Origin of the sequence: Wolbachia endosymbiont (group B) of Ennomos erosarius, from assembly GCF_964026905.1 — a bacterium.
Lineage (GTDB): Bacteria > Pseudomonadota > Alphaproteobacteria > Rickettsiales > Anaplasmataceae > Wolbachia.
The window spans coordinates 502,144-525,233 of sequence record NZ_OZ034708.1; the positions used below are offsets into that span (position 1 = coordinate 502,144).

The 23,090-nt window shown below is 35.5% G+C and carries 22 protein-coding genes, 2 tRNA genes, 1 other RNA gene and 5 pseudogenes; 18 read left to right on the forward strand and 12 right to left on the reverse strand.

Going from position 1 to position 23,090, the window contains the following annotated elements:
* Window positions 1-155: 155 nt before the first annotated feature.
* Window positions 156-1,112, reverse strand: coding sequence for an IS5 family transposase (locus AAGD95_RS02540; RefSeq protein WP_341818751.1), 957 nt, complete (start codon window positions 1,110-1,112; stop codon window positions 156-158).
* Between the two features lie 692 nt (window positions 1,113-1,804).
* Window positions 1,805-2,734 (reverse strand): 4-hydroxy-3-methylbut-2-enyl diphosphate reductase, encoded by a 930-nt coding sequence (gene ispH, locus AAGD95_RS02545; RefSeq protein ID WP_341818810.1) that lies wholly within the window; start codon window positions 2,732-2,734, stop codon window positions 1,805-1,807.
* A gap of 20 nt (window positions 2,735-2,754) precedes the next feature.
* On the opposite strand from ispH, the gene AAGD95_RS02550 reads away from it, so the two are divergent.
* Entirely contained in the window at window positions 2,755-4,626 is a 1,872-nt protein-coding gene (locus tag AAGD95_RS02550) for a penicillin-binding protein 2 (RefSeq protein ID WP_341818752.1), read from the forward strand.
* 2 nt (window positions 4,627-4,628) lie between these two features.
* Here the strand turns inward: AAGD95_RS02550 and AAGD95_RS02555 are convergent, their stop codons facing one another.
* Both AAGD95_RS02555 and elbB read right to left on the reverse strand, forming a co-directional pair.
* Window positions 4,629-4,937, reverse strand: a complete 309-nt coding sequence (locus AAGD95_RS02555) for a hypothetical protein (RefSeq protein ID WP_341818753.1) — start codon at window positions 4,935-4,937, stop codon at window positions 4,629-4,631.
* 172 nt (window positions 4,938-5,109) lie between these two features.
* Window positions 5,110-5,823 carry an isoprenoid biosynthesis glyoxalase ElbB gene (gene elbB, locus AAGD95_RS02560; RefSeq protein WP_341818754.1) on the reverse strand — a complete coding sequence of 238 codons (714 nt, stop codon included), beginning with the start codon at window positions 5,821-5,823 and terminating at the stop codon, window positions 5,110-5,112.
* A 149-nt stretch (window positions 5,824-5,972) separates the two neighbouring features.
* On the opposite strand from elbB, the gene AAGD95_RS02565 reads away from it, so the two are divergent.
* Window positions 5,973-6,446, forward strand: coding sequence for a hypothetical protein (locus tag AAGD95_RS02565; RefSeq protein WP_341818755.1), 474 nt, complete (start codon window positions 5,973-5,975; stop codon window positions 6,444-6,446).
* Window positions 6,447-6,460: 14 nt separating this feature from the next.
* On the opposite strand, the pseudogene AAGD95_RS02570 reads toward AAGD95_RS02565, so the two are convergent.
* Window positions 6,461-7,311, reverse strand: a pseudogene (locus AAGD95_RS02570) (IS982 family transposase).
* A 15-nt stretch (window positions 7,312-7,326) separates the two neighbouring features.
* Between AAGD95_RS02570 and AAGD95_RS02575 the strand changes: the two are divergent.
* Complete coding sequence (locus AAGD95_RS02575) at window positions 7,327-7,485, forward strand: hypothetical protein (protein ID WP_341818756.1); 159 nt, start codon at window positions 7,327-7,329, stop codon at window positions 7,483-7,485.
* A gap of 465 nt (window positions 7,486-7,950) precedes the next feature.
* Here the strand turns inward: AAGD95_RS02575 and murB are convergent, their stop codons facing one another.
* Both murB and hemC read right to left on the reverse strand, forming a co-directional pair.
* Window positions 7,951-8,838 (reverse strand): UDP-N-acetylmuramate dehydrogenase, encoded by an 888-nt coding sequence (gene murB, locus AAGD95_RS02580; protein WP_265034451.1) that lies wholly within the window; start codon window positions 8,836-8,838, stop codon window positions 7,951-7,953.
* Complete coding sequence (hemC, locus tag AAGD95_RS02585) at window positions 8,829-9,707, reverse strand: hydroxymethylbilane synthase (protein WP_341818811.1); 879 nt, start codon at window positions 9,705-9,707, stop codon at window positions 8,829-8,831. Before hemC ends, murB begins: the two co-directional genes overlap by 10 nt.
* 132 nt (window positions 9,708-9,839) lie before the next feature.
* On the opposite strand from hemC, the gene AAGD95_RS02590 reads away from it, so the two are divergent.
* Window positions 9,840-10,169, forward strand: coding sequence for a transposase (locus AAGD95_RS02590; RefSeq protein WP_341818757.1), 330 nt, complete (start codon window positions 9,840-9,842; stop codon window positions 10,167-10,169).
* Here the strand turns inward: AAGD95_RS02590 and AAGD95_RS02595 are convergent.
* Window positions 10,050-10,927: pseudogene (locus AAGD95_RS02595) on the reverse strand (IS982 family transposase); the annotation flags it as partial. The gene AAGD95_RS02590 and the pseudogene AAGD95_RS02595 overlap by 120 nt on opposite strands.
* Window positions 10,928-10,945: 18 nt before the next feature.
* Here AAGD95_RS02595 and AAGD95_RS02600 point away from each other — a divergent pair.
* The 5 genes and pseudogenes from AAGD95_RS02600 to sucD form a co-directional block, all read left to right on the forward strand.
* A pseudogene (locus AAGD95_RS02600) lies at window positions 10,946-11,194 on the forward strand (RsmE family RNA methyltransferase); the annotation flags it as partial.
* Window positions 11,195-11,412: 218 nt separating this feature from the next.
* Window positions 11,413-11,486: transfer RNA gene (locus tag AAGD95_RS02605), tRNA-Pro, on the forward strand.
* Window positions 11,487-11,685: 199 nt separating this feature from the next.
* On the forward strand, window positions 11,686-11,886 hold the full coding sequence (rpsU, locus tag AAGD95_RS02610; protein WP_341818758.1) for a 30S ribosomal protein S21: 201 nt from the start codon (window positions 11,686-11,688) through the stop codon (window positions 11,884-11,886).
* Between the two features lie 37 nt (window positions 11,887-11,923).
* A complete protein-coding gene (gene sucC, locus AAGD95_RS02615) occupies window positions 11,924-13,075 on the forward strand; it encodes an ADP-forming succinate--CoA ligase subunit beta (protein ID WP_341818759.1) in 1,152 nt (383 codons plus the stop codon).
* 3 nt (window positions 13,076-13,078) lie between these two features.
* Window positions 13,079-13,963, forward strand: a complete 885-nt coding sequence (gene sucD, locus AAGD95_RS02620) for a succinate--CoA ligase subunit alpha (protein WP_341818760.1) — start codon at window positions 13,079-13,081, stop codon at window positions 13,961-13,963.
* 295 nt (window positions 13,964-14,258) lie between these two features.
* Here the strand turns inward: sucD and AAGD95_RS02625 are convergent, their stop codons facing one another.
* Window positions 14,259-14,423 carry a hypothetical protein gene (locus AAGD95_RS02625; protein WP_341818761.1) on the reverse strand — a complete coding sequence of 55 codons (165 nt, stop codon included), beginning with the start codon at window positions 14,421-14,423 and terminating at the stop codon, window positions 14,259-14,261.
* 15 nt (window positions 14,424-14,438) lie between these two features.
* Here AAGD95_RS02625 and AAGD95_RS02630 point away from each other — a divergent pair.
* The 3 genes and pseudogenes from AAGD95_RS02630 to AAGD95_RS02640 all read left to right on the forward strand — a co-directional run bounded on the left by AAGD95_RS02630 (window position 14,439) and on the right by AAGD95_RS02640 (window position 16,674).
* A pseudogene (locus tag AAGD95_RS02630) lies at window positions 14,439-15,289 on the forward strand (IS982 family transposase).
* Window positions 15,290-15,451: 162 nt separating this feature from the next.
* Window positions 15,452-15,527 (forward strand) — tRNA-Ala (locus AAGD95_RS02635).
* A gap of 295 nt (window positions 15,528-15,822) precedes the next feature.
* A complete protein-coding gene (locus AAGD95_RS02640) occupies window positions 15,823-16,674 on the forward strand; it encodes an IS982 family transposase (protein WP_410542088.1) in 852 nt (283 codons plus the stop codon).
* Between the two features lie 400 nt (window positions 16,675-17,074).
* Here AAGD95_RS02640 and AAGD95_RS02645 read toward each other — a convergent pair whose 3' ends face one another.
* The 3 genes from AAGD95_RS02645 to ffs all read right to left on the reverse strand — a co-directional run bounded on the left by AAGD95_RS02645 (window position 17,075) and on the right by ffs (window position 19,006).
* Complete coding sequence (locus tag AAGD95_RS02645) at window positions 17,075-17,389, reverse strand: YbaB/EbfC family nucleoid-associated protein (protein WP_341818812.1); 315 nt, start codon at window positions 17,387-17,389, stop codon at window positions 17,075-17,077.
* Window positions 17,390-17,410: 21 nt separating this feature from the next.
* On the reverse strand, window positions 17,411-18,895 hold the full coding sequence (dnaX, locus tag AAGD95_RS02650) for a DNA polymerase III subunit gamma/tau (protein WP_341818762.1): 1,485 nt from the start codon (window positions 18,893-18,895) through the stop codon (window positions 17,411-17,413).
* A 21-nt stretch (window positions 18,896-18,916) separates the two neighbouring features.
* Window positions 18,917-19,006, reverse strand: an RNA gene (gene ffs, locus AAGD95_RS02655) — signal recognition particle sRNA small type.
* A 419-nt stretch (window positions 19,007-19,425) separates the two neighbouring features.
* On the opposite strand from ffs, the gene AAGD95_RS02665 reads away from it, so the two are divergent.
* The 6 genes and pseudogenes from AAGD95_RS02665 (at window position 19,426) to dnaN (ending at window position 23,008) form a co-directional block, all read left to right on the forward strand.
* Window positions 19,426-19,665 (forward strand): transposase, encoded by a 240-nt coding sequence (locus AAGD95_RS02665; RefSeq protein WP_341818763.1) that lies wholly within the window; start codon window positions 19,426-19,428, stop codon window positions 19,663-19,665.
* 29 nt (window positions 19,666-19,694) lie between these two features.
* A pseudogene (locus AAGD95_RS02670) lies at window positions 19,695-19,817 on the forward strand (IS982 family transposase); the annotation flags it as partial.
* A 114-nt stretch (window positions 19,818-19,931) separates the two neighbouring features.
* Window positions 19,932-20,063 carry a hypothetical protein gene (locus AAGD95_RS02675; RefSeq protein WP_341818765.1) on the forward strand — a complete coding sequence of 44 codons (132 nt, stop codon included), beginning with the start codon at window positions 19,932-19,934 and terminating at the stop codon, window positions 20,061-20,063.
* A gap of 280 nt (window positions 20,064-20,343) precedes the next feature.
* Complete coding sequence (locus AAGD95_RS02680) at window positions 20,344-21,237, forward strand: RNA polymerase factor sigma-32 (protein ID WP_341818766.1); 894 nt, start codon at window positions 20,344-20,346, stop codon at window positions 21,235-21,237.
* Window positions 21,230-21,727, forward strand: coding sequence for an invasion associated locus B family protein (locus tag AAGD95_RS02685; RefSeq protein ID WP_341818767.1), 498 nt, complete (start codon window positions 21,230-21,232; stop codon window positions 21,725-21,727). Before AAGD95_RS02680 ends, AAGD95_RS02685 begins: the two co-directional genes overlap by 8 nt.
* A gap of 123 nt (window positions 21,728-21,850) precedes the next feature.
* Window positions 21,851-23,008 carry a DNA polymerase III subunit beta gene (dnaN, locus tag AAGD95_RS02690; protein WP_341818768.1) on the forward strand — a complete coding sequence of 386 codons (1,158 nt, stop codon included), beginning with the start codon at window positions 21,851-21,853 and terminating at the stop codon, window positions 23,006-23,008.
* The last annotated feature ends 82 nt before the right edge of the window (window positions 23,009-23,090 follow it).

Consider the following 23,090-nt stretch of genomic DNA (forward strand, 5'->3'; position numbering starts at 1 on the left):
CTAACAAGCAGCGGGATGACGATTGTCAGGCCAGCGCACCTATGATGTCATTCAAGTAGCTGACACTGGTTCCTTTATGATGATGTCATCCCAGTGCGTGACACTGGGATGGCTTTGTTGCATAGCACCTTAAGCAGTGATGGTTTACGACAAATTTATGTAATGATTTCAAATTTAGCCATACCAATATCAGTGAATTTGTTGAGCAAATAGCACTTAATTAGTAATTCTTTTTCACGATTTACTTCAGATTTATTCCTAAAGCTAAATCCAAATACTTGCTTCAACCTTGAGAAAAATCCTTCTATGTAAGATCTCTTTCCATAAATTGCTTTCTTTTTCCACTCTTTTACACCATCTTGTCCATATAATTTTATTAACCTAATAGCAGCATTTCTGTCAGACATATAATCTATTTTTGAATGTTCTGCTGCATCCTTTTTTGGTAGAACTTTTGTCTTTATATCGTATTTCTTACACAATTTATAAAGTTTGTGCCTATCGTATGCCCTATCTGCATATAATGCTTTTATTTTGTGCTGAAAATTAACTTCTTCAAGCAAATCGCAAGCTCCATAGTGGTCAGAGTAGAAGCCATTACTGTATCTTGCAGCTATAGCTTTTTTACTATTTACACTTAACATAACATGTAACTTTCTTACTTGCTCGTAGCTTCGGTACTTTCTATCTGCACTGTTTTCCTTACTGTGGCCAGGAGTGTTACTGTAAATGCTGATACTTGTGCTATCTATGATAATTTCAATATTTTCCATGTTGCTTTTATCAACCCTGCAATCATTTATCTTAATATTAAGTTTTTTAAACCTTCTTGATGCTTGTGAATAGCTGATAACTGCCAAATTTTTTCCTATTTGTTGCAGATATCCTTTTATAAACCCCACCGTTTGTCTTAAACCAATTCTAAAAAGATTGACAATTATATGCACCAAAATTACGACTTTATCACTGTAAATATAGTTGCCGCCCTGCATTTTTGGACTATTTTCATACCAATTTTCGATAGCTTCATCAATGTAACGAAAAATATTTCCCCTTTTTTCAAGGAATTTGTTATACCCGTTTTGGTTACTGACTTTCATTTTCTGTGGCATATTTTTTCTTCAACAGTTAAATGGTTATTTATAATGAATTTTGTCAGTAGCCACCAGATTTTTTCGGTTGCTATGCAACAAAGCCATCCCAGTGTCACGCACTGGGATGACAAAAAAAGGAGTACTGGAATGACAGCAGTCCTACGTCATACCGCGATTCATTCGCGGTATCTCAGCCGCTAACTGTTCTACCCTCGTCATACCGTCACGGTATCTCTAGATCCCGCTAACAAGCAGCGGGATGACGATTGTCGTTTAGCTATAAACGTTAAGAAATTTACCAAACGAAAAAAAAGGCAAAAGAAATCCCGTGGTAATTAGTGTTGACTCTCTAATCCTTCAAATTGGCGTACTATACTGTCTTAAACGACTTATAAGCGCGTTTCAGCTTATATAGGTAAAAACCCAGATATTGTGAAGACATAAGGTGCACATAGTGCAAAAAATTAAAAATAAGACGCCAACCACGTTGTTTTTTTGCTGTTTAATCTGCACAGATGAAGATAACTGAATACCTTCAGTTTCATGATAAGGGCGCTGGCGGAGTTTGTCAAGTAAGTTTTTTCGTTTCTATTCCCAATAAAAGTTTGTTATAAGCTTATGCAAGAAGTCTAATGAATCGCGGTATGACGTCTTAGCTATAGATACTGATTTGTGTGATTTCAAGAGAAGCTTAGTAGATAAGTTGTGTTTTAAACCAGATTCGGTATTTTAAACTGAACATTTTCAATAATACCATCTGGCATAACTGAAACTTCTACATTCATACTTACTTTTAGGTAGTCTATTAATTCATCAACTAATATGTCAGGAGCGGAAGCACCTGCAGTGATTCCTATCTTTTCTACGCCCTGAAACCAGCTTTTATTCACACAGCTGTAATTATCAATCAAGTAGGCTCTTTTTCCTCTGGCAGTGCATAGATCTAATAAGCGATTTGAATTTGAGCTATTTTTACTTCCTACAACTAATACCATGTCTACAATTTCAGCTAGCTTTTTAACAGCATTTTGTCTGTTTTGCGTTGCATAGCATATGTCCTTTAAATCTGGACCTGTTATGCCTGGAAACCTTAATTTCAGGGCAGCAATAATGTCACGGGTATCGTCGATGCTTAACGTAGTTTGTGTAACATAAGACAAATTATCTGGATCTTTAACTTTTAAATTGTGTACGTCCTGCACAGTTTGCACTAAAATGATAGGATTATTTACTCTTCCTCTAATTCCCTTAACTTCTGGATGGTTTTCATGCCCAATGAGAATTAATTCTTTACCACTGTTTTCATACCTTTTTGCCTCTTTATGCACTTTGCTGACTAAAGGACATGTTGCATCAATCACTTGAATACCCTTTCTTTTTGCCTCATCTTCTATATTTTTTGACACTCCGTGCGCGCTGAAGATCAGTATTCCTCCATTATCTTCAATTTCCTCGATACTGTTCACAAAAACCACTCCTTGTCTCTTAAAGTCCTCTACTATATATTTATTGTGAACAATTTCGTGTAGCACATAAACTTGGCACTTGTTTTTGTATTTTTCTAAAGTAATAGCTAATATGTCCACAGCTCTTTTTACCCCGGCACAAAAACCTCGCGGCTCAGCTAAGATGATTTCCATTTTTGTCAAATCAAGTAAATATGCAAGCATTACTTAAAAATAAGCTCCGCTCACTGTGTTTTATAGTACCATTATTTATATTTTATATAATAATTATTTTTTGCATATTCTCTTTAACATTTGATCAACCTACTACTTCAGAAAATTTTAGAAAAGATAATATAGTACATAAACAACCTGATATTTTAGATAGAAATGGAGTGGTAATAGCAACAAATGTGCCCACAACATCACTATATACAGATGCAACCAAAGTAAAGAATCCGGAAAGTATAGCAGCACAACTGTGTTCTACTTTGCATGACCTCGAATACGAGAACTTATATAGAATACTTACTTCAGAAAAGAAATTTGCTTGGATAAAGCGGCACTTGACTCCAAAAGAACTGTTAGCAATAAAAAATGCCGGCGTGCCAGGAATAAACTTCTATAACGATGTAAAACGTATATATCCTCACAGTAATTTATTTTCACACGTGCTTGGTTACACTGACATAGATGGCAACGGTATTGCAGGAGTTGAGGCGTACATAAAAAATAGATTCCTTACGCAACTTTCCGTCATCCAAGTAGCTGATATACAGTTGTACGAATATTGCAACTTGAAAGCAATTCCTGCACAACAATCCCCTGCACAGCAGGTGGCATCATCTTCTGCACAGCAATCCCCCACACAACAGATCCAGTGCGTGACACTGGATAAAAATACTGACAAATTACGTGATGAACAACGGATTCCAGAAACATATGTCAAAACCAATGTTAGTGATGAAATTGCGCATAAAACTGGATTCCAGTGTCAGTGCACTGGAATGACACCAGACCAAGTTTCTGCACAATCTTCTGTCATCCAACAGGGATGGTCACGCTCTGCTGATCAATATGTTCAACTATCCTTAGATACACGAGTGCAAAGCATAGTGCATGAAGAGCTAACTAAAGCTGTAAGCAGATATCAGGCACTCGGCGGAGTAGGAATTGTTTTAAATGTGAGAAATAGTGAAGTCATCTCGATGATCAGTCTACCTGATTTTAACCCCAACCTACAGAATAAGGCAGAAGACGTACAAAAGTTTAATCGCGCCAGTCTTGGGGTGTATGAGATGGGGTCGGTATTAAAATACTTTACAATAGCCGCAGCACTTGATGCAAACGTTACAAAAACTAGCGATTTATATGACGTATCAACACCAATCACCATTGGAAAGTATAAAATTCAGGATTTTCACAAATCTAAAATTCCAAAAATTACTGTGCAAGATATATTTGTAAAATCATCCAACATTGGTGCAGCAAAAATTGCAGTCAAATTAGGTATTGAAAAACAAGTAGAATACTTTAAAGCTATGAAGCTATTTTCTCCTTTGAAAATAGAAATACCAGAAAAATCTACACCGATAATCCCAGATAAATGGAGTGAAAACACTTTAATAACAGCATCTTATGGTTATGGCATAGCTGTAACTCCTATACATCTTGCACAAACTGCAGCAGCATTAATCAACAATGGGATATTTCATAACGCAACCTTGATGTTGAATAAAAGAAGTATAGGAGAGCAAATTATCTCAAGAAGAACTTCCAGGGAAATGAGAAAATTATTACGCGCAGCAGTAACAGATGGCACTGGCAGGAAAGCAAAAATAAAGGCATATTCAATAGGGGGAAAGACTGGATCGGCGGAAAAAGTTGTAGATGGTAAATATAGCAAAGATGCAAACATAGCGTCATTTATAGGAGTGCTAACCATGCTTGACCCAAGGTATATAGTGCTAATTGCTATTGATGAACCTCAAGGGATACACCATACCGGGGGAATAATTGCTGCGCCTATAGTAAAGAACATTATAAATAGAATAGCACCTATACTAAATGTTACACCTGAGATGTAAAATTATGATTGCTTTACTGTAATTTCAAATTTATCATTACCAAAATCCTTATTAATATACCAAGAACCATCATCTTTAGTTACAAATTCAAGACCTTTAAGATCTCTTTTTATTGTCTTTCCATTTTGACCATCAATAGCGATATTAATATCGAATGTAATAACGTCTAGATTTATCATAGCTTCTTTCCCGCTGTACGAATTTAGACTGAACTTGCCTAACATGACATCATTAAAACTCACTTCCCCTGTATAGACATCACACTGACCGTCCACACAACACGTAGTTTCAATATAGAAAAGGTCTAACATATAAAATACCTTGCGTTTATAAAAAAAGAGCTAAATATATATAGCTAGTGCAGCCCTACGCCACGCCGCTAACAAGTAATCGTCAGTAAACCTAGATCACTTTAGCTATATGACCATAATACAGCTAGGAATGTAAAATTCAACAGTTAATTGTGTAAGGAAGTCTAAATTACTACATCTTAGAGGAATGGCTGTTTAGTTTTTTTGTTAATCTTTTTACCATGCTGTCAATCATATGCTTTATCCCTTGATATACAGAGTATGTACTTTCGTCACTACGCATATAAGCAGAACAGGAAAATACATTATACTCTTCGTCTTCTATTGATAACCCTGTATCGCACTTTATGTGTTCGCCGCCAAGCTTTTCTATCAACTGTTCTTTGTCATCTCCTATAGTTACCTTAACCTTACTTTCTTCTTTACCTATCTTACTACTTAAAATTGAAACAATGATAGCTGGAGATATGCATATCGCTCCTATTGGCTTTTTTGTAACAAAGAATTCTGAAACTAATCTTTCAAATTCAGGCATTACTGTCACCATGCCTTTATTTTCAGCTAAGTCAGATAAATTTTTTGCAACTCCGTATCCACCAGGTACAACTAGCATGTCAAAATTTTCAGCTTTGGCTTCTTTTAAGTCATATATTTCGCCTCTTGCGATTCTTGCTGCTTCTACAAGTACATTCCTTTTTTCTTTCACTGCCTCCTTTGTTTTATGATTCATAACTTGTGTGATATTGATATCAGGTGCAAAGCATTTAACATCCACATCCTGCTGATCAAGCACAAGCAGACTTAAAACCGCTTCTCTTACCTCTGCACCGTCAAGGTGACCACACCCTGATAAAACCACAGCAGCTTTTAATTTTTTTTCACCCATAAAGTACCTTGATTTCATATAATCTAGATATTTTAATACAAATTATATATTTGGAAAGGGGTAACTATATTAATTATCTCATATTTATTATAATATAATTAATAATTAGTATGTATAATTAGGCATATCCGTAGTTAATAAAGCTGAATATGGCACCTACAAACAGTACGTTTTTTGACACTGACTACCCAGAACTAAGAAAAGCTGTTTCAGATATAATAGAAAGCATTGCACAATCCCAACAGGAAGAAAAAGGGAAGTTATTTACAACCCTATCAGAACAAGTTGAAAAAATGAATTTTAATAATTTAGATTTAGCGATTAATGACCAAGGCTTGCAAAAGGAGGTCAACAAAGAATTATTTATAAAATTCATTGAAGAAGCACTTAAAAGTCCAACTTTTGAAAAAACCAACTTAGAAGTAATAGAAGATGCGCTAAAGCATGTCAATGATCAAGCAATAGGTAATGTTATAAATAATAATAAAGGCCCGCTGGATGATCTAGTCAATTATTTTGAATCAGCATCTGCAAACAAAAAAATTGGAATAGCTTCTACTGGAATAGTATTAGGAGTAGCATTTTCTCCGCTTATTGTGCTTGCTACATTAATAGCACTATGAACGCGAATTCTGGATTAAGGAAGGAAGAAAGTATAGGAAATAGAAGGCTTTTTGGATTTGATGGAATAGGAAATGAGAGTAGAAAAGATATGAACCAAAAAATTAACAGGGGATCTATGGCGAGTGTGTTCAATTTCTAGTCTATTTTTTAGGTAACCAAAAACAGTCTCAATGATAGACCTTTTTCTCAGTAAAATCTTCTCATTTAGCGAAATCAATGCATTTTTCATACCTTTTTTCACCTTGGTAACAAGTTTCAAACCTCGGTCAAACAGCTTCTGAAAAAGCTCTTTTGCAATATAACCTTTGTCACCAAACAAAAGGCCGGTTAATTTTTCCGTCAGATTTGGCACAGGTATCCTATCATCAACATTGCCTTTTGTTAGCGTAAGTGAATGAATTTCACCATTTTCATTGATTACCATATGTAATTTGAAACCAAAAAACCAGCCGTAAGTACTCTTGCTTAATTTTGCAATTCCAGCAAAAACTTTGTTTTGGATATTCTTTTTGCATGACAAACTGCAATGGGAGTTGTGTCTATATATGAAATTCCAGTGTTTTCTGACTGTCCACAAAGCCAATGCAACAACATTGCTAAATGCCACAAAACCCTAGGCTTTAGAGCAACAAACCTGGTATATGAAGGCAACTTTGGAAACTCTGATTTGTAGAGCAACGTTAGGTAATGTAGATAGAAAGTTTTGAAATTTTTACACGGAGATTGTTGATATAGCAGGATTATTGTCATGATTTCGGAGTGCTCAATTTCCGTTGTTCTTGTGGGTTTTTTACCATTTGGCAGTAGTTTACCTGCAAAATTTTTCTCTATATCTCTGCAAAAATCATCGACCAAACAAAACAGTTTGTTATATCTTCCATGGTTAACCTCATCTGTTTTTTTATAACTGCTGAGTTTACCCTGTTTTCTTGCCTTTTCTATTCTCCTTTAATCCAGAATTCGCGTTTGAGGAGCGTTTTGACGCAAAAATTACTATTAGAAAGGGGAGTGTTAAATAAACCATACGCGTCAAGTTAAGAAACAAGGGTAAGAAAATTCAATGAACTTAAGGTGGATACTCTTGTTTTTCTATATCTGTCTTTCACAGAAAATGGGAGTGTTAAATAAACCATACGCGTCAAGTTAAGGCCCAATATAGCACCATTTAAACTTGTTTGTTACATTTATTTTTTTGGAAATTTTGATCTAAAATAAGATAATTCTTTTAGAAGAGTCTATAAATTACTAGATTTATTGCTTAATATCTAAAATAATTTTTACCACTTTTCTTTTTCCTTATGCTACTTTCCCTTAACTTGACGCGTATGGTTTTTTAAACATTCCCGTGCAATTAGAGAACCTAAGTCACTTTAGCTATAGATTCTTGCAAAGTTCTACAAGATTAACCACATTACCTCACGTTTTCTCTATGATTATTTTTAGATTACTTGTCTACCTTATTTGCCGTTTCCTGAACGAATATACAGAAGCTATAAAAACTGTCTAATAGCTACCCAAAACCCTTATCTCCCACTCAAGTTCAACATTAAATTTATCCTTCACTGCGTCTTTTACTCTGTTGCCAAGGTTTTCCAAGTCAGATGCAGTTGCATTATTGTAATTGAGCAAGAAGTTACAATGTTTCTTAGAGATTCTAGCTCCACCAATATTTAACCCTAGGCAGCCAGATTTATCAATTAACTCCCATGCTCGGTAGTTTTTTGGATTTTTGAATATGCACCCAGCAGTTTTTCCTCTCGTTGGCTGGCTTTTGTTTTTTTTATCGATAATTTCCTTTAACCTTTGCAATATAAGCTCATACTCTGAGTTTACTCCTTTAAACTCAGCTTCAACAAAAATCCAATTCCCTTTTAGGCCATGTCCACGATAAAAATACCCCATTTCTTTGCTGGAGAACTCATATAGGTTTCCATCCTCTAGATTCACTGCTTTTATGGATTGTACAACACTTGCGATATCACTACCATATGCACCTGCATTCATTTCTATTCCGCCACCAACTGTTCCTGGAATTCCAACTAGAAACTCGAGTCCACTAATTTGTTGCTCTCCTGCAAAGTAAGCAAGGTTCCTGAGCAGCGCAGCACCACCTGCAACAATAGAGTTGTTACCCTTACTTTTAATATATGCAAACTCCTTACCTAATTTTACTGTTATTCCTCGAATGCCACTATCTCGCACTATTATGTTGGATGTTGCACCGATAACGTTAATTGGCAACTCAGTGTTTTTAATCAAGCATGTTAAATCTTCAATATCACGTGGTTTAAATAATATATCAGCTCGTCCACCGACATTTAACCACGTTGCTTTAGACATTAAGATGTCATAACGATAGATTCCACGTACTTTAGGTAAGCTTATAAGCATTTTGATTTCAACTCTAACCCTGCATCCATACCCATTTTCTCCGCATCTTCTATAAATGAAGTGCGCTCAGTGAAGTATATATTTTTTCCATCTGCCAACATACAACGAAGGTGTAGCATATTTTCGTTCACATATTCAGCCAAAGCTGCAAGTGGTGTAAAACATGAACCATTCACTGTCTTCATAAAACTGCGCTCTGATTTCACTCTTATAAAAGACATATTATTATTAATTTTCTCTAAAAGATCGATAATTTTTACATCATTCCTCCTACATTGAATACAAATCGCTCCCTGTCCCACTGCACTTAACATAACTTTTGGTAGCAATACCTCTGTAATTAAGTGATGCTTTTCTAATCTTATGAGTCCAGCTTCAGCTAAAATTATTCCATCAAAACTTTGATTTTGCAATCTGGTTGTTACATTTCCACGTAACGGTACTATATTTAAATCTGGTCTAAAATTTAGTAACTGAACTTTTCTTCTTATTGAAGAAGTGGCAATAGTAGCCTGTTGTGGCAAAGACTCAAGGCTATTGTATTTATGAGAAATAAACGCATCGCATGGACTTAGCCTTTCTAAAACACAAGGAATTGTTAAACCCCCTGAGAAAAACGCAGGCACATCCTTTAGCGAATGAACTGCCATATCTATATTATTTTCGAGCAATTCAGTCTCAATTTCTTTAATGAATAATCCTTTGCCCCCTATTTCAGCAAGATTTGCGTTTGCATACTTATCTCCAGAAGTTTTTATCTTAACAATTTCAATAAATAAGTTAGGAAAAGAGTCCAGCAACTTTTGTTTTGCTTCCAAAGCCTGGGCAACTGCAAGGCTGCTTCCTCTGGTACCTATTTTGACTAGCATGTGTACGACTGTTTGTCTGATGTCATCCCAGTGCCCAGACACTGGGATGGCTTTGTTGCATAGCAACGAAAAAATCTGGTGGCTACTGACAAAATTCATTATAAATAACCATTTAACTGTTGAAGAAAAAATATGCCACAGAAAATGAAAGTCAGTAACCAAAACGAATATAACAAATTCCTTGAAAAAAGGGGAAATATTTTTCGTTACATCGATGAAGCTATCGAAAATTGGTATGAAAATAGTCCAAAAATGCAGGGCGGCAACTATATTTACAGTGATAAAGTCGTAATTTTGGTGCATATAATTGTCAATCTTTTTAACGCGAATTCTGGATTAAGGAAGGAAGAAAGTATAGGAAATAGAAGGCTTTTTGGATTTGATGGAATAGGAAATGAGAGTAGAAAAGATATGAACCAAAAAATTAACAGGGGATCTATGGCGAGTGTGTTCAATTTCTAGTCTATTTTTTAGGTAACCAAAAACAGTCTCAATGATAGACCTTTTTCTCAGTAAAATCTTCTCATTTAGCGAAATCAATGCATTTTTCATACCTTTTTTCACCTTGGTAACAAGTTTCAAACCTCGGTCAAACAGCTTCTGAAAAAGCTCTTTTGCAATATAACCTTTGTCACCAAACAAAAGGCCGGTTAATTTTTCCGTCAGATTTGGCACAGGTATCCTATCATCAACATTGCCTTTTGTTAGCGTAAGTGAATGAATTTCACCATTTTCATTGATTACCATATGTAATTTGAAACCAAAAAACCAGCCGTAAGTACTCTTGCTTAATTTTGCAATTCCAGCAAAAACTTTGTTTTGGATATTCTTTTTGCATGACAAACTGCAATGGGAGTTGTGTCTATATATGAAATTCCAGTGTTTTCTGACTGTCCACAAAGCCAATGCAACAACATTGCTAAATGCCACAAAACCCTAGGCTTTAGAGCAACAAACCTGGTATATGAAGGCAACTTTGGAAACTCTGATTTGTAGAGCAACGTTAGGTAATGTAGATAGAAAGTTTTGAAATTTTTACACGGAGATTGTTGATATAGCAGGATTATTGTCATGATTTCGGAGTGCTCAATTTCCGTTGTTCTTGTGGGTTTTTTACCATTTGGCAGTAGTTTACCTGCAAAATTTTTCTCTATATCTCTGCAAAAATCATCGACCAAACAAAACAGTTTGTTATATCTTCCATGGTTAACCTCATCTATTAATCCAGAATTCGCGTTATTAACTTTTGTGAGTTACCTGATTCCCAGAGTAAAAATTTTGTTTTATGTGATGAAACAGGTAAAGCTGATAAAGTGCTGAAAGGCAAAAAAAATGTTGCTATTATTGTTGGCCCTGAAGGTGGTTTTTCATCTTATGAACTTGATCTTGCCGATAAGTTTTGTCAAAAATTGAGTCTAGGAAAAAGAATTTTAAGGGTCGATACTGCTGTAGTTGCTGCACTCACTTTCACCAATTGGTGTAGCTAGATTTTTAAATATGGCTAAGGTTTGGGTCATAAAGAAATCTGGTTCAGTGTTGCGCGCACAAAAACCCTGTAGACTTTCTACAAAGCAGTCTGTTGTTAAAGAGGAGCTAATAAAAAACATATTCTAAGATAATATTAAATCTCATATTATATTTTTTCTAAAGTAAACAAATGAATCTTGCATTTTGCCTGAGTTATTGATACTCTGAGTAAAGAAGTCGGGGCGTAGCGCAGCCTGGTAGCGCATTTGGTTTGGGACCAAAGGGTCGGGAGTTCAAATCTCTCCGCCCCGATGTTAGTATAATTGTAAGAACGCTGTAACATAAGAGCAATCTCCATCAGTAAGCAAGTAGCTGACACTGGAATGACATTATTCACCATGTAAATTATGGCATATTACATTTTAACGCTCAAGTTTATAAAATAATTGACAATGTTAATTTTCTAATTTATAAATAGATTTTGAAATGATTACCGAAGGAGGTATAGAGTTTGATAGAAGTATCAGTCCATTATGGTGATGTAGACAGAGCTCTTCCAGTATTGAAAAAAACAATTCAAAAGGAAGGAAGAAGGTTGAAAATGAAAAAACAATATCATGAAAAAAAATCAGAAAAAAGAGCCAAAAAGAAAGCTGAAGCTAAAAAAAAGAGGTACCAACAAGAGTGCAGAAGGCAGCGTTATGGTTGGTAGTTTGTACTCAAGTTAATAGTTTATCATTGGTTATTTTATGAATATTCACGAATATCAAGCGAAAGAAGTTTTGCATAAATTTAATGTCCCAGTGCCAAAAGGTTTTGTTGCTACATCTGCGGAAGAAGTAAAGACTCAAGTAAGTCAATTAAAATCTGACGTGTTTGTAGTTAAAGCTCAAATTCATGCAGGTGGTAGGGGTAAAGCCGGTGGCGTAAAGCTAGCAAAGTCAGCTGAAGAAGCTCAACAGTTTGTAAAGGACATGATTGGTATGACTTTAGTTACTCATCAAACAGGGCCAAGCGGGCAGCAAGTAAGAAAAGTGTACGTTGAAGAAGGCTCAAGCATTAAGAAAGAGTATTATTTAAGCCTGGTAATCGACCCGAAGCTCAGTAGGCCAATATTCATATTTTCCTCAGAAGGTGGAATGGACATTGAAGAAGTGGCGAAAAATTCTCCCGCAAAAATTGTGAAATTTGATATTGATTCTGCTACAAGTTTTGATAGCAGCAAGTTAAGCAGCAGTTTTCATTTGAGTCCAGAACAAATAGAAAAAATAACAAATGTTGCAAAAAATATATATGATGCGTTTATTGCAACTGATGCGAGCCAAATTGAAATTAATCCACTGGTTGAAACAAGTTCTGGAGATTTTATTGCGCTCGATGCGAAAATTAATTTCGATGACAATGCTTTATATCGTCACCCAGAAATTATGGAACTTCGTGATTATGATGAAGAAGTGAAAGAAGAGATAGAGGCTTCAAAGTATGGGCTCAGTTACATAAAAATGGATGGCAGTATTGGTTGCATGGTAAATGGTGCAGGTCTTGCTATGGCAACAATGGATATAATAAAATACTACGGAGCAGAGCCTGCTAACTTTTTGGATGTTGGTGGTGGAGCGAGTAAAGAAACTGTAACTGAAGCATTTAAAATCATATTGTCTGATAGCAACGTAAGAGGAATTTTGGTTAATATATTTGGTGGTATAATGCGTTGCGATATTATCTCAAGTGGAATTGTTGCGGCTGCAAAAGAAATGAGCATTAAAGTTCCTCTAGTGGTTAGATTATCAGGTACTAATTTTGAAGAAGGAAAAAAAATCTTAGAAGAGTCAGGATTAAATATTATTGCTGCAGATGAACTGGGTGATGCTGCGCAAAAGATAGTAAAAGAGGTAAAATAAAGCATGTCCGTTTTAGTAAATAAAGATACAAGATTAATATGCCAGGGTTTTACTGGTGCACAAGGTACGTTTCATTCAGAGCAAGCTATTGACTACGGGACGAAAATGGTTGGCGGTGTAACTCCTGGAAAGGGTGGTAGCACTCACCTTAATTTACCGGTTTTTAATACTGTAGCAGAAGCCAAAGAAAAAACCGGTGCAAATGCTACAGTTATATATGTACCTGCTAAATTTGCTGCTGCTGCAATACTTGAAGCAATAGATGCAAAAATAGAATTGATAGTTTGTATTACAGAGGGCATTCCTATACTTGATATGGTGAAAGTTAAGCGCGCGCTTGTTGATTCAAAAAGTCGATTGGTTGGTCCCAACTGTCCGGGAATTATTACGCCTGAAGAGTGCAAAATAGGAATTATGCCTGGCCATATCCATAAGCGTGGACACATAGGAATTATGTCTCGCTCTGGAACTTTAACTTACGAAGCAGTAGCACAAACAACCGCTGTTGGTCTTGGTCAATCCACATGTATCGGGATTGGGGGAGATCCAGTTCATGGTATGACATTTGTCGACTGTATGGAGCTCTTTTTAAAAGATGACGATACTCATGGTATTGTAGTTATTGGTGAAATAGGTGGAAACGAAGAAGAAGATGTATCACATTTTGTGAAAACAGAAAAGACTAAAAAGCCAATCGTTGGTTTTGTAGCAGGTCAAACAGCACCTCCAGGAAGATGTATGGGACACGCTGGAGCAATCATCTCTTCCAGCGGTGGAAGTGCTGGTGCAAAACTAGAAGTTATGCGGAGTGCCGGGATTGCAATTGCTGAAACCCCTGCAGTGATTGGTAAGAAGGTATTGGAAGTAATGCATCAGTGCCTAATCTAAAACGCAACTGTACGAACGTTGTGATTTGAGGAGCAGTTTCTGCTAGAAAGGGTGTCACTCAAGTAGCTGACACTGGTTCACTCTATAATGGTGTCATCCGAGTAGCTTGACTACTTGGATCCAGGAAAGTTTGCTTGTAAGCAAGCAAACTGATTTGGTGAGTATAAAAGTGTTGTGTTATAGCTAACGCTGACTCTACGTCATACCGCCGCGGTATCTCATCCGCTAACACGTAGCGGGATGACGAATCACTATACTGCCGCGAACCGTCACACCGCGATTCATTCGCGGTATCTCATCCTCTAACAAGCAGCGGGATGACGAGGTTATCGTCATGCCACCGCGAACCGTCATACCGCCGCAGACCGTCATAACGCGAATTCTGGATTAAAGGAGAATAGAAAAGGCAAGAAAACAGGGTAAACTCAGCAGTTATAAAAAAACAGATGAGGTTAACCATGGAAGATATAACAAACTGTTTTGTTTGGTCGATGATTTTTGCAGAGATATAGAGAAAAATTTTGCAGGTAAACTACTGCCAAATGGTAAAAAACCCACAAGAACAACGGAAATTGAGCACTCCGAAATCATGACAATAATCCTGCTATATCAACAATCTCCGTGTAAAAATTTCAAAACTTTCTATCTACATTACCTAACGTTGCTCTACAAATCAGAGTTTCCAAAGTTGCCTTCATATACCAGGTTTGTTGCTCTAAAGCCTAGGGTTTTGTGGCATTTAGCAATGTTGTTGCATTGGCTTTGTGGACAGTCAGAAAACACTGGAATTTCATATATAGACACAACTCCCATTGCAGTTTGTCATGCAAAAAGAATATCCAAAACAAAGTTTTTGCTGGAATTGCAAAATTAAGCAAGAGTACTTACGGCTGGTTTTTTGGTTTCAAATTACATATGGTAATCAATGAAAATGGTGAAATTCATTCACTTACGCTAACAAAAGGCAATGTTGATGATAGGATACCTGTGCCAAATCTGACGGAAAAATTAACCGGCCTTTTGTTTGGTGACAAAGGTTATATTGCAAAAGAGCTTTTTCAGAAGCTGTTTGACCGAGGTTTGAAACTTGTTACCAAGGTGAAAAAAGGTATGAAAAATGCATTGATTTCGCTAAATGAGAAGATTTTACTGAGAAAAAGGTCTATCATTGAGACTGTTTTTGGTTACCTAAAAAATAGACTAGAAATTGAACACACTCGCCATAGATCCCCTGTTAATTTTTTGGTTCATATCTTTTCTACTCTCATTTCCTATTCCATCAAATCCAAAAAGCCTTCTATTTCCTATACTTTCTTCCTTCCTTAATCCAGAATTCGCGTTAATAGTGTGATGTACAAATCTGAAAAGACAAAAAGATAGAGAATTGTACATAACTGCAGAATTTGTGCACTATTTAGCAATAGCCTAACAGATAAATATTTCTTGCATTTCAGCCTGAGTGATTTATGCTTTAAGCAAGAATTACCTGGGGGTATAGCTCAGCTGGTAGAGCATCTGTTTTGCACGCAGAAGGTCAGCGGTTCGATCCCGCTTGCCTCCACCAATATAGGTTCTAACATATCATAAAGTCAGCTTATTTTAGCTCATGAGTATTTTACACTAGTTCCCTAAAAAATCCCTATTTCTTTTCGTAACTTTTCTCTACACAAGTAATGTTTGTTATTATAATTCTGATATATACTAACTTAACAATAAATTAATCAATAAATGTTAGAATACTAACAATTAATTTATTAACGCGAATTCTGGATTAAAGGAGAATAGAAAAGGCAAGAAAACAGGGTAAACTCAGCAGTTATAAAAAAACAGATGAGGTTAACCATGGAAGATATAACAAACTGTTTTGTTTGGTCGATGATTTTTGCAGAGATATAGAGAAAAATTTTGCAGGTAAACTACTGCCAAATGGTAAAAAACCCACAAGAACAACGGAAATTGAGCACTCCGAAATCATGACAATAATCCTGCTATATCAACAATCTCCGTGTAAAAATTTCAAAACTTTCTATCTACATTACCTAACGTTGCTCTACAAATCAGAGTTTCCAAAGTTGCCTTCATATACCAGGTTTGTTGCTCTAAAGCCTAGGGTTTTGTGGCATTTAGCAATGTTGTTGCATTGGCTTTGTGGACAGTCAGAAAACACTGGAATTTCATATATAGACACAACTCCCATTGCAGTTTGTCATGCAAAAAGAATATCCAAAAACAAAGTTTTTGCTGGAATTGCAAAATTAAGCAAGAGTACTTACGGCTGGTTTTTTGGTTTCAAATTACATATGGTAATCAATGAAAATGGTGAAATTCATTCACTTACGCTAACAAAAGGCAATGTTGATGATAGGATACCTGTGCCAAATCTGACGGAAAAATTAACCGGCCTTTTGTTTGGTGACAAAGGTTATATTGCAAAAGAGCTTTTTCAGAAGCTGTTTGACCGAGGTTTGAAACTTGTTACCAAGGTGAAAAAAGGTATGAAAAATGCATTGATTTCGCTAAATGAGAAGATTTTACTGAGAAAAAGGTCTATCATTGAGACTGTTTTTGGTTACCTAAAAAATAGACTAGAAATTGAACACACTCGCCATAGATCCCCTGTTAATTTTTTGGTTCATATCTTTTCTACTCTCATTTCCTATTCCATCAAATCCAAAAAGCCTTCTATTTCCTATACTTTCTTCCTTCCTTAATCCAGAATTCGCGTTTATTATGCAGCCTACTTGACACGTTCATTAAAGTTAAGTTTCCTGGATCCAAGTAGTCAGGGCACTGGGATGACAGGGGAAGGTACTAGCCTGACAACCGTCATCCCGCTACGTGTTAGCGGGATCTAGAGATACCGTGACGGTATGACGTAGGACTGCTGTCATTCCGCCACGTGTTAGCGGATGAGATACCGCGAATGAATCGCGGTATGACGGTTCGTGGCAGCAGACGATAACCTCATCATTCCGCTACTTGTTAGCGGCTGAGATACCGCGGCGGTATGACATAGGGCTGTGCTAGTATAGGTGCATTATATGAAGAAGTACTGGCGTTAGAAATATTAAAAAAGAAATACTTACACTAAAAGAAACTTCAGTAGTAAATTCAAAAAGGAAGTTTAAATCCAGGTGGTAAACCCATCATACCTGCAAGATCAGAAGTTGCATTTGCCATATCTTCTTCTGCTTTTTTAACGGCATCATTAAACGCTGCTGTCACTAAATCCTCTACTATATCTTTTTCCTCATTTCTCATAAGTTCTAAGTCTATGTTCACCTTTTTAGCTTTATAGCTAGCTATTTTTATGACTTCCACTAATACAGAAACTTTGCCACCACCAGAAATACCTTGAAACTCTTTCCCAACATATTTTTCTTGAGCTTCTGCAAACTTTTTTTGCATCTCTTGCGCTTGTTTCATTATTTGACTAAAATCCACAACTTACTCCTTATTTTCTATATTAACTACTTTTGCACCTTTAAACGTGTCAAGTACATCCTTAACTGCAGGTGCATAATTTAAATTACTCACTTCCCTGTTTATATAACTCGTATCAACTGTAATAACCCACTCCTGCTGAGTCACCTGGTTTAAGTAATTTTTTAAATCATTGCAAAAATTACTATCCAACTTAGATACAGCTTTTAATTTTAAATACCCAGGTTTACAACCTATTAATTGTAGATTATTACACAGTTGTTTGTAAAGATAAATTTGGTTACTCCGCCGTAATAGTTGCAAAACTTTGTCAAAATCGTAATTTTGTTGCTGTTCATTTCTTACATTACGCGTATTTTCCGGCTGTGTATTCTGCGAAAGAATTTTTTTGACCACCTGTTCCGGAGAAGGCAGATCAGAAAGATAACAGAGGCTAATTAACATCATTTCAGCAGCAACATCGTTGCATGTTGAAGTTTTTATATCTTGAATACCTTTAAGCAACACCTTCCACAATCTCGAAAAAAATATTAAAGACTTCTTTATACTTAAATCTTTTATCCTATTCTTTTCATGCTCTGTAACTGCATTATCAATTTCTTTTGTAATCAAAAAACGGCATACTAACTGAATTGTTTGCAATAGACCTTCAAAAATACTAAGTGGGTTTGCTGTTTTTACCGCCTTGTCAAACACTAACAGAGCTTTCTGTAAATCACCTTCTAATATTGCTCCTAATAGATCGAATATAATATCTTTATCCACTAGGCCAAGTATGTCTGTCACGTTTTTAGTGGATATTGCACCATCTTTGCTATATAGCACTGCTTGATTCATCAAAAACAAGGCGTTACGCATTGAATTTCCAGAGTGTCGTGCAATTAATTCTAATGCTCCCTTTTCAATGGAATAACTCTCTTTTTGTGCAACATCATTTAAACGTTCCACTATTTTAGCTACAGGAATGTTGTGTAAATCAAATCTTTGACAACGTGCAATAATAGTTATTGGTATCTTTTTTATTTCCGTAGTTGCTAAAATGAATTTTACACTAGATGGTGGCTCTTCTAGGGTTTTAAGTAATGCGTTAAATGCACTGCTGGATAACATATGTACTTCATCTATAATGTAGACTTTGAATTTAGAGCTTATAGGTGAATAGCAAATATCTCCCAGGATTACTTTAATATCGTCAATGCTAGTGTGACTTGCTGCATCGATTTCAATCACATCTGGATGGCTTGAATTTTTTATTGCTAGACAGTTTTCACATGATCCGCAAGGTTCAAAAATTGGCCCCAGAGAACAATTCAAACATAAAGCTATTATCCTTGCAGTGGTAGTTTTACCAACTCCACTACTACCAGAGAGCAGTATAGATTGTGGGATTTTGTTTAAAGTAAAAGCATTTTCTAATACACGCACTAATATATCTTGACCTACTAGATCTTTAAAGCTACTAGGACGATGTTTTAATGCTATATTCATAGCCTCGGATAAAACAAATAATGAAATAGGTATGCAACCCAAAAAGGTTCTGATATGGCTGCTTCATTTCTGATCTGACCAAATTACAGAGTTTTTGCCTGCATACCTTATAAAATATTATACTTTTTTTTTTATTTAGCAAGGTATATCCTATATTAGCTCTATAATTTGATATGTTAAATTTTTTACAGTGCTATTTTGAAGTAAACAAAAAGTTAGTTGTCATGCAAGTCACTACAAGATTGTCACTCCAATGTTTATTTATGTCATTTCAGCGCTTATTTATGTCATCCCAGTGCCTAGGCATACAGCTGTATGAATGTTGTGATATAAGAGCAATTTTTACCGAAAAGGATCTCATCCCAGTGCTTGACTACTTGGATCCAGAAAACTTAACTGTAAATGAGCGCCCTAGGCAATTGTATAACAAGAACTGGATTCCAGTGGGCTTTGTTGCATAGCAACCGAAAAAATCTGGTGGCTACTGACAAAATTCATTATAAATAACCATTTAACTGTTGAAGAAAAATATGCCACAGAAAATGAAAGTCAGTAACCAAAACGAATATAACAAATTCCTTAAAAAAAGGGGAAATATTTTTCGTTACATCGATGAAGCTATCGAAAATTGGTATGAAAATAGTCCAAAAATGCAGGGCGGCAACTATATTTACAGTGATAAAGTCGTAATTTTGGTGCATATAATTGTCAATCTTTTTAACGCGAATTCTGGATTAAAGGAGAATAGAAAAGGCAAGAAAACAGGGTAACCTCATCTATTAATCCAGAATTCGCGTTAGAAATTGAACACACTCGCCATAGATCCCCTGTTAATTTTTTGGTTCATATCTTTTCTACTCTCATTTCCTATTCCATCAAATCCAAAAAGCCTTCTATTTCCTATACTTTCTTCCTTCCTTAATCCAGAATTCGCGTTTTTAGGTTAATAAAATTATATGGACAAGATGGTGTAAAAGAGTGGAAAAAGGAAGCAATTTATGGAAAGAGATCTTACATAGAAGAATTTTTCTCAAGGTTGAAGCAAGTATTTGGATTTAGCTTTAGGAATAAATCTGAAGTAAATCGTGAAAAAGAATTACTAATTAAGTGCTATTTGCTCAACAAATTCACTGATATTGGTATGGATAAATTTGAAATCATTACATAAATTTGTCGTAAACCATCACTGCTTAAGGTGCTATGCAACAAAGCCATCCCAGTGTCAAGGCACTGGAATAACACTACTTGCTATGTGTTTAAGCTATAATGTTCACCATTGTACTGGTAGAATATTATCTAAAGTTACATAATGTTGTCCAATTAGCTAACACTGCGGCCTACTGTCTCCAAGAAATTAGATGGAAAATTTGTACTTTTTTCAAATCAAAGCTTGAATTTTTGCTAGAAAATCAATATATCATATGCATGAAGTTTTAATTTAAGTTGTTATGTTGACCCCAATGGCAAGCTTATGTGTTGATAGCAGAACCAATCTCATGCAATATATTGCTAGGGTGCGAAAATTTCCCATGCTGTCTCAAGAGGAAGAAGTACAACTAGCAAAAAATTGGAACCAATATAAGGATATTTCTTCTGCTCATAAATTGATTACCAGCCATTTGAATTTGGTAGTCAAAATTGCAATGAAATTCAAAAATTATGGACTATTGTTGATGGACCTGGTCATGGAAGGGAATCTTGGTTTAATGCATGCAGTGAAAAAGTTTAATCCTGATTTAGGGTTTCGTTTTTCAACTTATGCAGTGTGGTGGATTGAAGCTTCAATAAAAGACTTTATATTGAAATCTTGGTCGTTCGTGAAAATAGGCACAACGCAAGCACAAAGAAGATTATTTTTTAGTTTACGTAAAATAAAAAAAAGAATTTTACAGTATACAAACAGGGAAACTTTAAATAATGAAGAAATAAAAGCAATATCTAATGAGCTTTCTGTATCCGAAGGAGACGTTCTGCAGATGAATTACCGTTTGGCTTGTAAGGATCAGTCGCTAAACGATTGCATAAAAATAGGTGATGACTCTAAAAGGGAGTTGCAAGATATGATCCCATGTAACTTGGTTAGTCAAGAAGTAACCTATCAGAATCATGAAGAAAAAGAATTAAAAGAAACAATTTTAAACAATGCACTAGCGAGTCTCAACGAAAGGGCAAGAGACATTTTTATCAGTAGATATTTGTCTGAAAACATTCAAACTCTGGATGAACTTAGTAAAAAATATTGTGTTTCAAGAGAAAGAATAAGGCAGTTGGCTGAGCAGGCGATGGCTAAGGTAAAACGATATATACAATCTGAAAGTTTGAAATTTGGTTTGCATGCGTAGTTTTTTTATATTTCTAATATTTTTTTCAATAGGCACTTTTGCATCAGTTAGTGATGTACAATTGAAGGAAAAATATAAAGATTGGCTCGTGTATACTGCATTGGAAGATGGAGAGAAAGTATGTTATATTGTATCCTATCCTAAAAAAAAAAGCGAACATTATACAACCAACCGCAAGCCATATGTAATGGTTAGTTATGTTGATAAAAAAGCAGATGAGGTAAGCGTTACCTCTGGTTTTCAATATGATAAAGAGCCTGTAGCTCTCAATATCGACAAAAAAATTAAATACACATTGCCTATAATACAGGGAAGTCTTGCGTGGGCAGAGCATACAAAAATAGATCAAGATCTCATTCTAAAAATGAAGCAGGGATTATCAATGGTAGTGAATGGGAAAACAAAAACAGTGACCATTGATGATACTTATTCCCTACTTGGGTTTCAAAAAGCGTATCAAAAAATGCATAATTTATGCCATACAAAGTAAATTATTGTAACAGAATACCCAGCTATAGTATAAACTAGACTACTCTTTCAATGGAAATATAAATAGCACTTTACTTTATATGGGATGTGGATATCATTTAAAATATATTTTTGAGAGTTAGCAATGTCAGAGGTTGCAGGTGTAGATACAGAAATCAAAAAGCAAAATTCTGTGTGTGAGCAGATGCGTTTTAGCGTGAGCCGCACAAGTCTTTTAAATGCATTATCCAGAGTAAGTGGAGTAGTTGAAAGGCGTAATGCAATAGATGTTTTGGCATGTATAAATATCAAAGCACAACACGGCAGCATAAAACTAATGGCAACTGATCTTGACATTTCAATGTTTGCCTCACTTGCTGCAACCGTATTAACAGAAGGAGAAGTAAAAATTTCAGCGCATACTTTACATGACATAGTGAAGAAGTTACCCGCTGATTTGGATGTCAATTTTGAAGTAAACAACCAAGGAAAATTATTGATGTCTTGCGGAAATGCAAACTTTTCTTTACCGAATGTAGTTTCAAGCAGCTTTCCTGCTCTTGAAGAAGACAATTATAAACATGATTTTATTCTACTAAATACGGACCTGATAGACTTATTAACTAAAACAAAATTTGCTGTATCACTAGATGATACAAGGTATAATTTAAATGGAATATATCTGCATACGGATGAGCAGTTTCTGTACTGCGTTGCAACTGATGGCCATCGTTTATCATGTATAAAGAGGCCAAAGCCTGGGAACATCAATGATGAATTTGGTGTGATCATTCCACGTAAAACTGTTATGGAGCTGTTAAAAATATTGGACGATTGTAATGAAGTTAATATAAAACTTTCAGACAGAAAAATCAAGTTTACATGCGGTGAATATATACTAATATCAAAATTAATAGATGGGACTTTTCCAAATTATAAAGCAGTTATTCCAGCATCTCAAGATAAGCATATGATTATTGAAAGTAAAAAACTTTTAGATGTTATAGATCGAGTTTCCGTTGTTGTATCTGATAAAGTAAAATCCATTAAATTCTCACTACAAGAAAAGCTGCTAACTTTGCATTCAAACTCTCAAGAGTGCAGTGATGCAACTGAATCCATAGAAGCGGACTACAATAAAGCCCCTATAGAAATAGGGTTCAACTCGCGTTATTTGCTTGATGTTCTATCCTGTATAAAAAATAAATGTAAGTTTAGCTTAGCCGATGGTAATAGTGCTACAATTATCACTGATGAAGACGATTCAAGTGTATTATATGTAGTGATGCCAATGAGAACTTAAACACGTCATCCGCTGCTTGTTAGCGGGATCTGGAGATACCGTGGCGGTATGACACTTATTTCACTAAGAATGTTATTTTTTA

Bases quoted from the DNA above. Each gene is read 5' to 3' on its own strand.
- AAGD95_RS02540 (WP_341818751.1), bottom strand. From the start codon at position 1,112: ATGCCACAGAAAATGAAAGTCAGTAACCAAAACGGGTATAACAAATTC.
- ispH (WP_341818810.1), bottom strand. From the start codon at position 2,734: ATGGAAATCATCTTAGCTGAGCCGCGAGGTTTTTGTGCCGGGGTAAAA.
- AAGD95_RS02550 (WP_341818752.1), top strand. From the start codon at position 2,755: ATGCAAGCATTACTTAAAAATAAGCTCCGCTCACTGTGTTTTATAGTA.
- AAGD95_RS02555 (WP_341818753.1), bottom strand. From the start codon at position 4,937: ATGTTAGACCTTTTCTATATTGAAACTACGTGTTGTGTGGACGGTCAG.
- elbB (WP_341818754.1), bottom strand. From the start codon at position 5,823: ATGGGTGAAAAAAAATTAAAAGCTGCTGTGGTTTTATCAGGGTGTGGT.
- AAGD95_RS02565 (WP_341818755.1), top strand. From the start codon at position 5,973: ATGGCACCTACAAACAGTACGTTTTTTGACACTGACTACCCAGAACTA.
- AAGD95_RS02575 (WP_341818756.1), top strand. From the start codon at position 7,327: ATGGTTAACCTCATCTGTTTTTTTATAACTGCTGAGTTTACCCTGTTT.
- murB (WP_265034451.1), bottom strand. From the start codon at position 8,838: ATGCTTATAAGCTTACCTAAAGTACGTGGAATCTATCGTTATGACATC.
- hemC (WP_341818811.1), bottom strand. From the start codon at position 9,707: ATGCTAGTCAAAATAGGTACCAGAGGAAGCAGCCTTGCAGTTGCCCAG.
- AAGD95_RS02590 (WP_341818757.1), top strand. From the start codon at position 9,840: ATGCCACAGAAAATGAAAGTCAGTAACCAAAACGAATATAACAAATTC.
- sucC (WP_341818759.1), top strand. From the start codon at position 11,924: ATGAATATTCACGAATATCAAGCGAAAGAAGTTTTGCATAAATTTAAT.
- sucD (WP_341818760.1), top strand. From the start codon at position 13,079: ATGTCCGTTTTAGTAAATAAAGATACAAGATTAATATGCCAGGGTTTT.
- AAGD95_RS02625 (WP_341818761.1), bottom strand. From the start codon at position 14,423: ATGGTTAACCTCATCTGTTTTTTTATAACTGCTGAGTTTACCCTGTTT.
- AAGD95_RS02645 (WP_341818812.1), bottom strand. From the start codon at position 17,389: ATGAAACAAGCGCAAGAGATGCAAAAAAAGTTTGCAGAAGCTCAAGAA.
- dnaX (WP_341818762.1), bottom strand. From the start codon at position 18,895: ATGAATATAGCATTAAAACATCGTCCTAGTAGCTTTAAAGATCTAGTA.
- AAGD95_RS02665 (WP_341818763.1), top strand. From the start codon at position 19,426: ATGCCACAGAAAATGAAAGTCAGTAACCAAAACGAATATAACAAATTC.
- AAGD95_RS02680 (WP_341818766.1), top strand. From the start codon at position 20,344: ATGTTGACCCCAATGGCAAGCTTATGTGTTGATAGCAGAACCAATCTC.
- AAGD95_RS02685 (WP_341818767.1), top strand. From the start codon at position 21,230: ATGCGTAGTTTTTTTATATTTCTAATATTTTTTTCAATAGGCACTTTT.
- dnaN (WP_341818768.1), top strand. From the start codon at position 21,851: ATGTCAGAGGTTGCAGGTGTAGATACAGAAATCAAAAAGCAAAATTCT.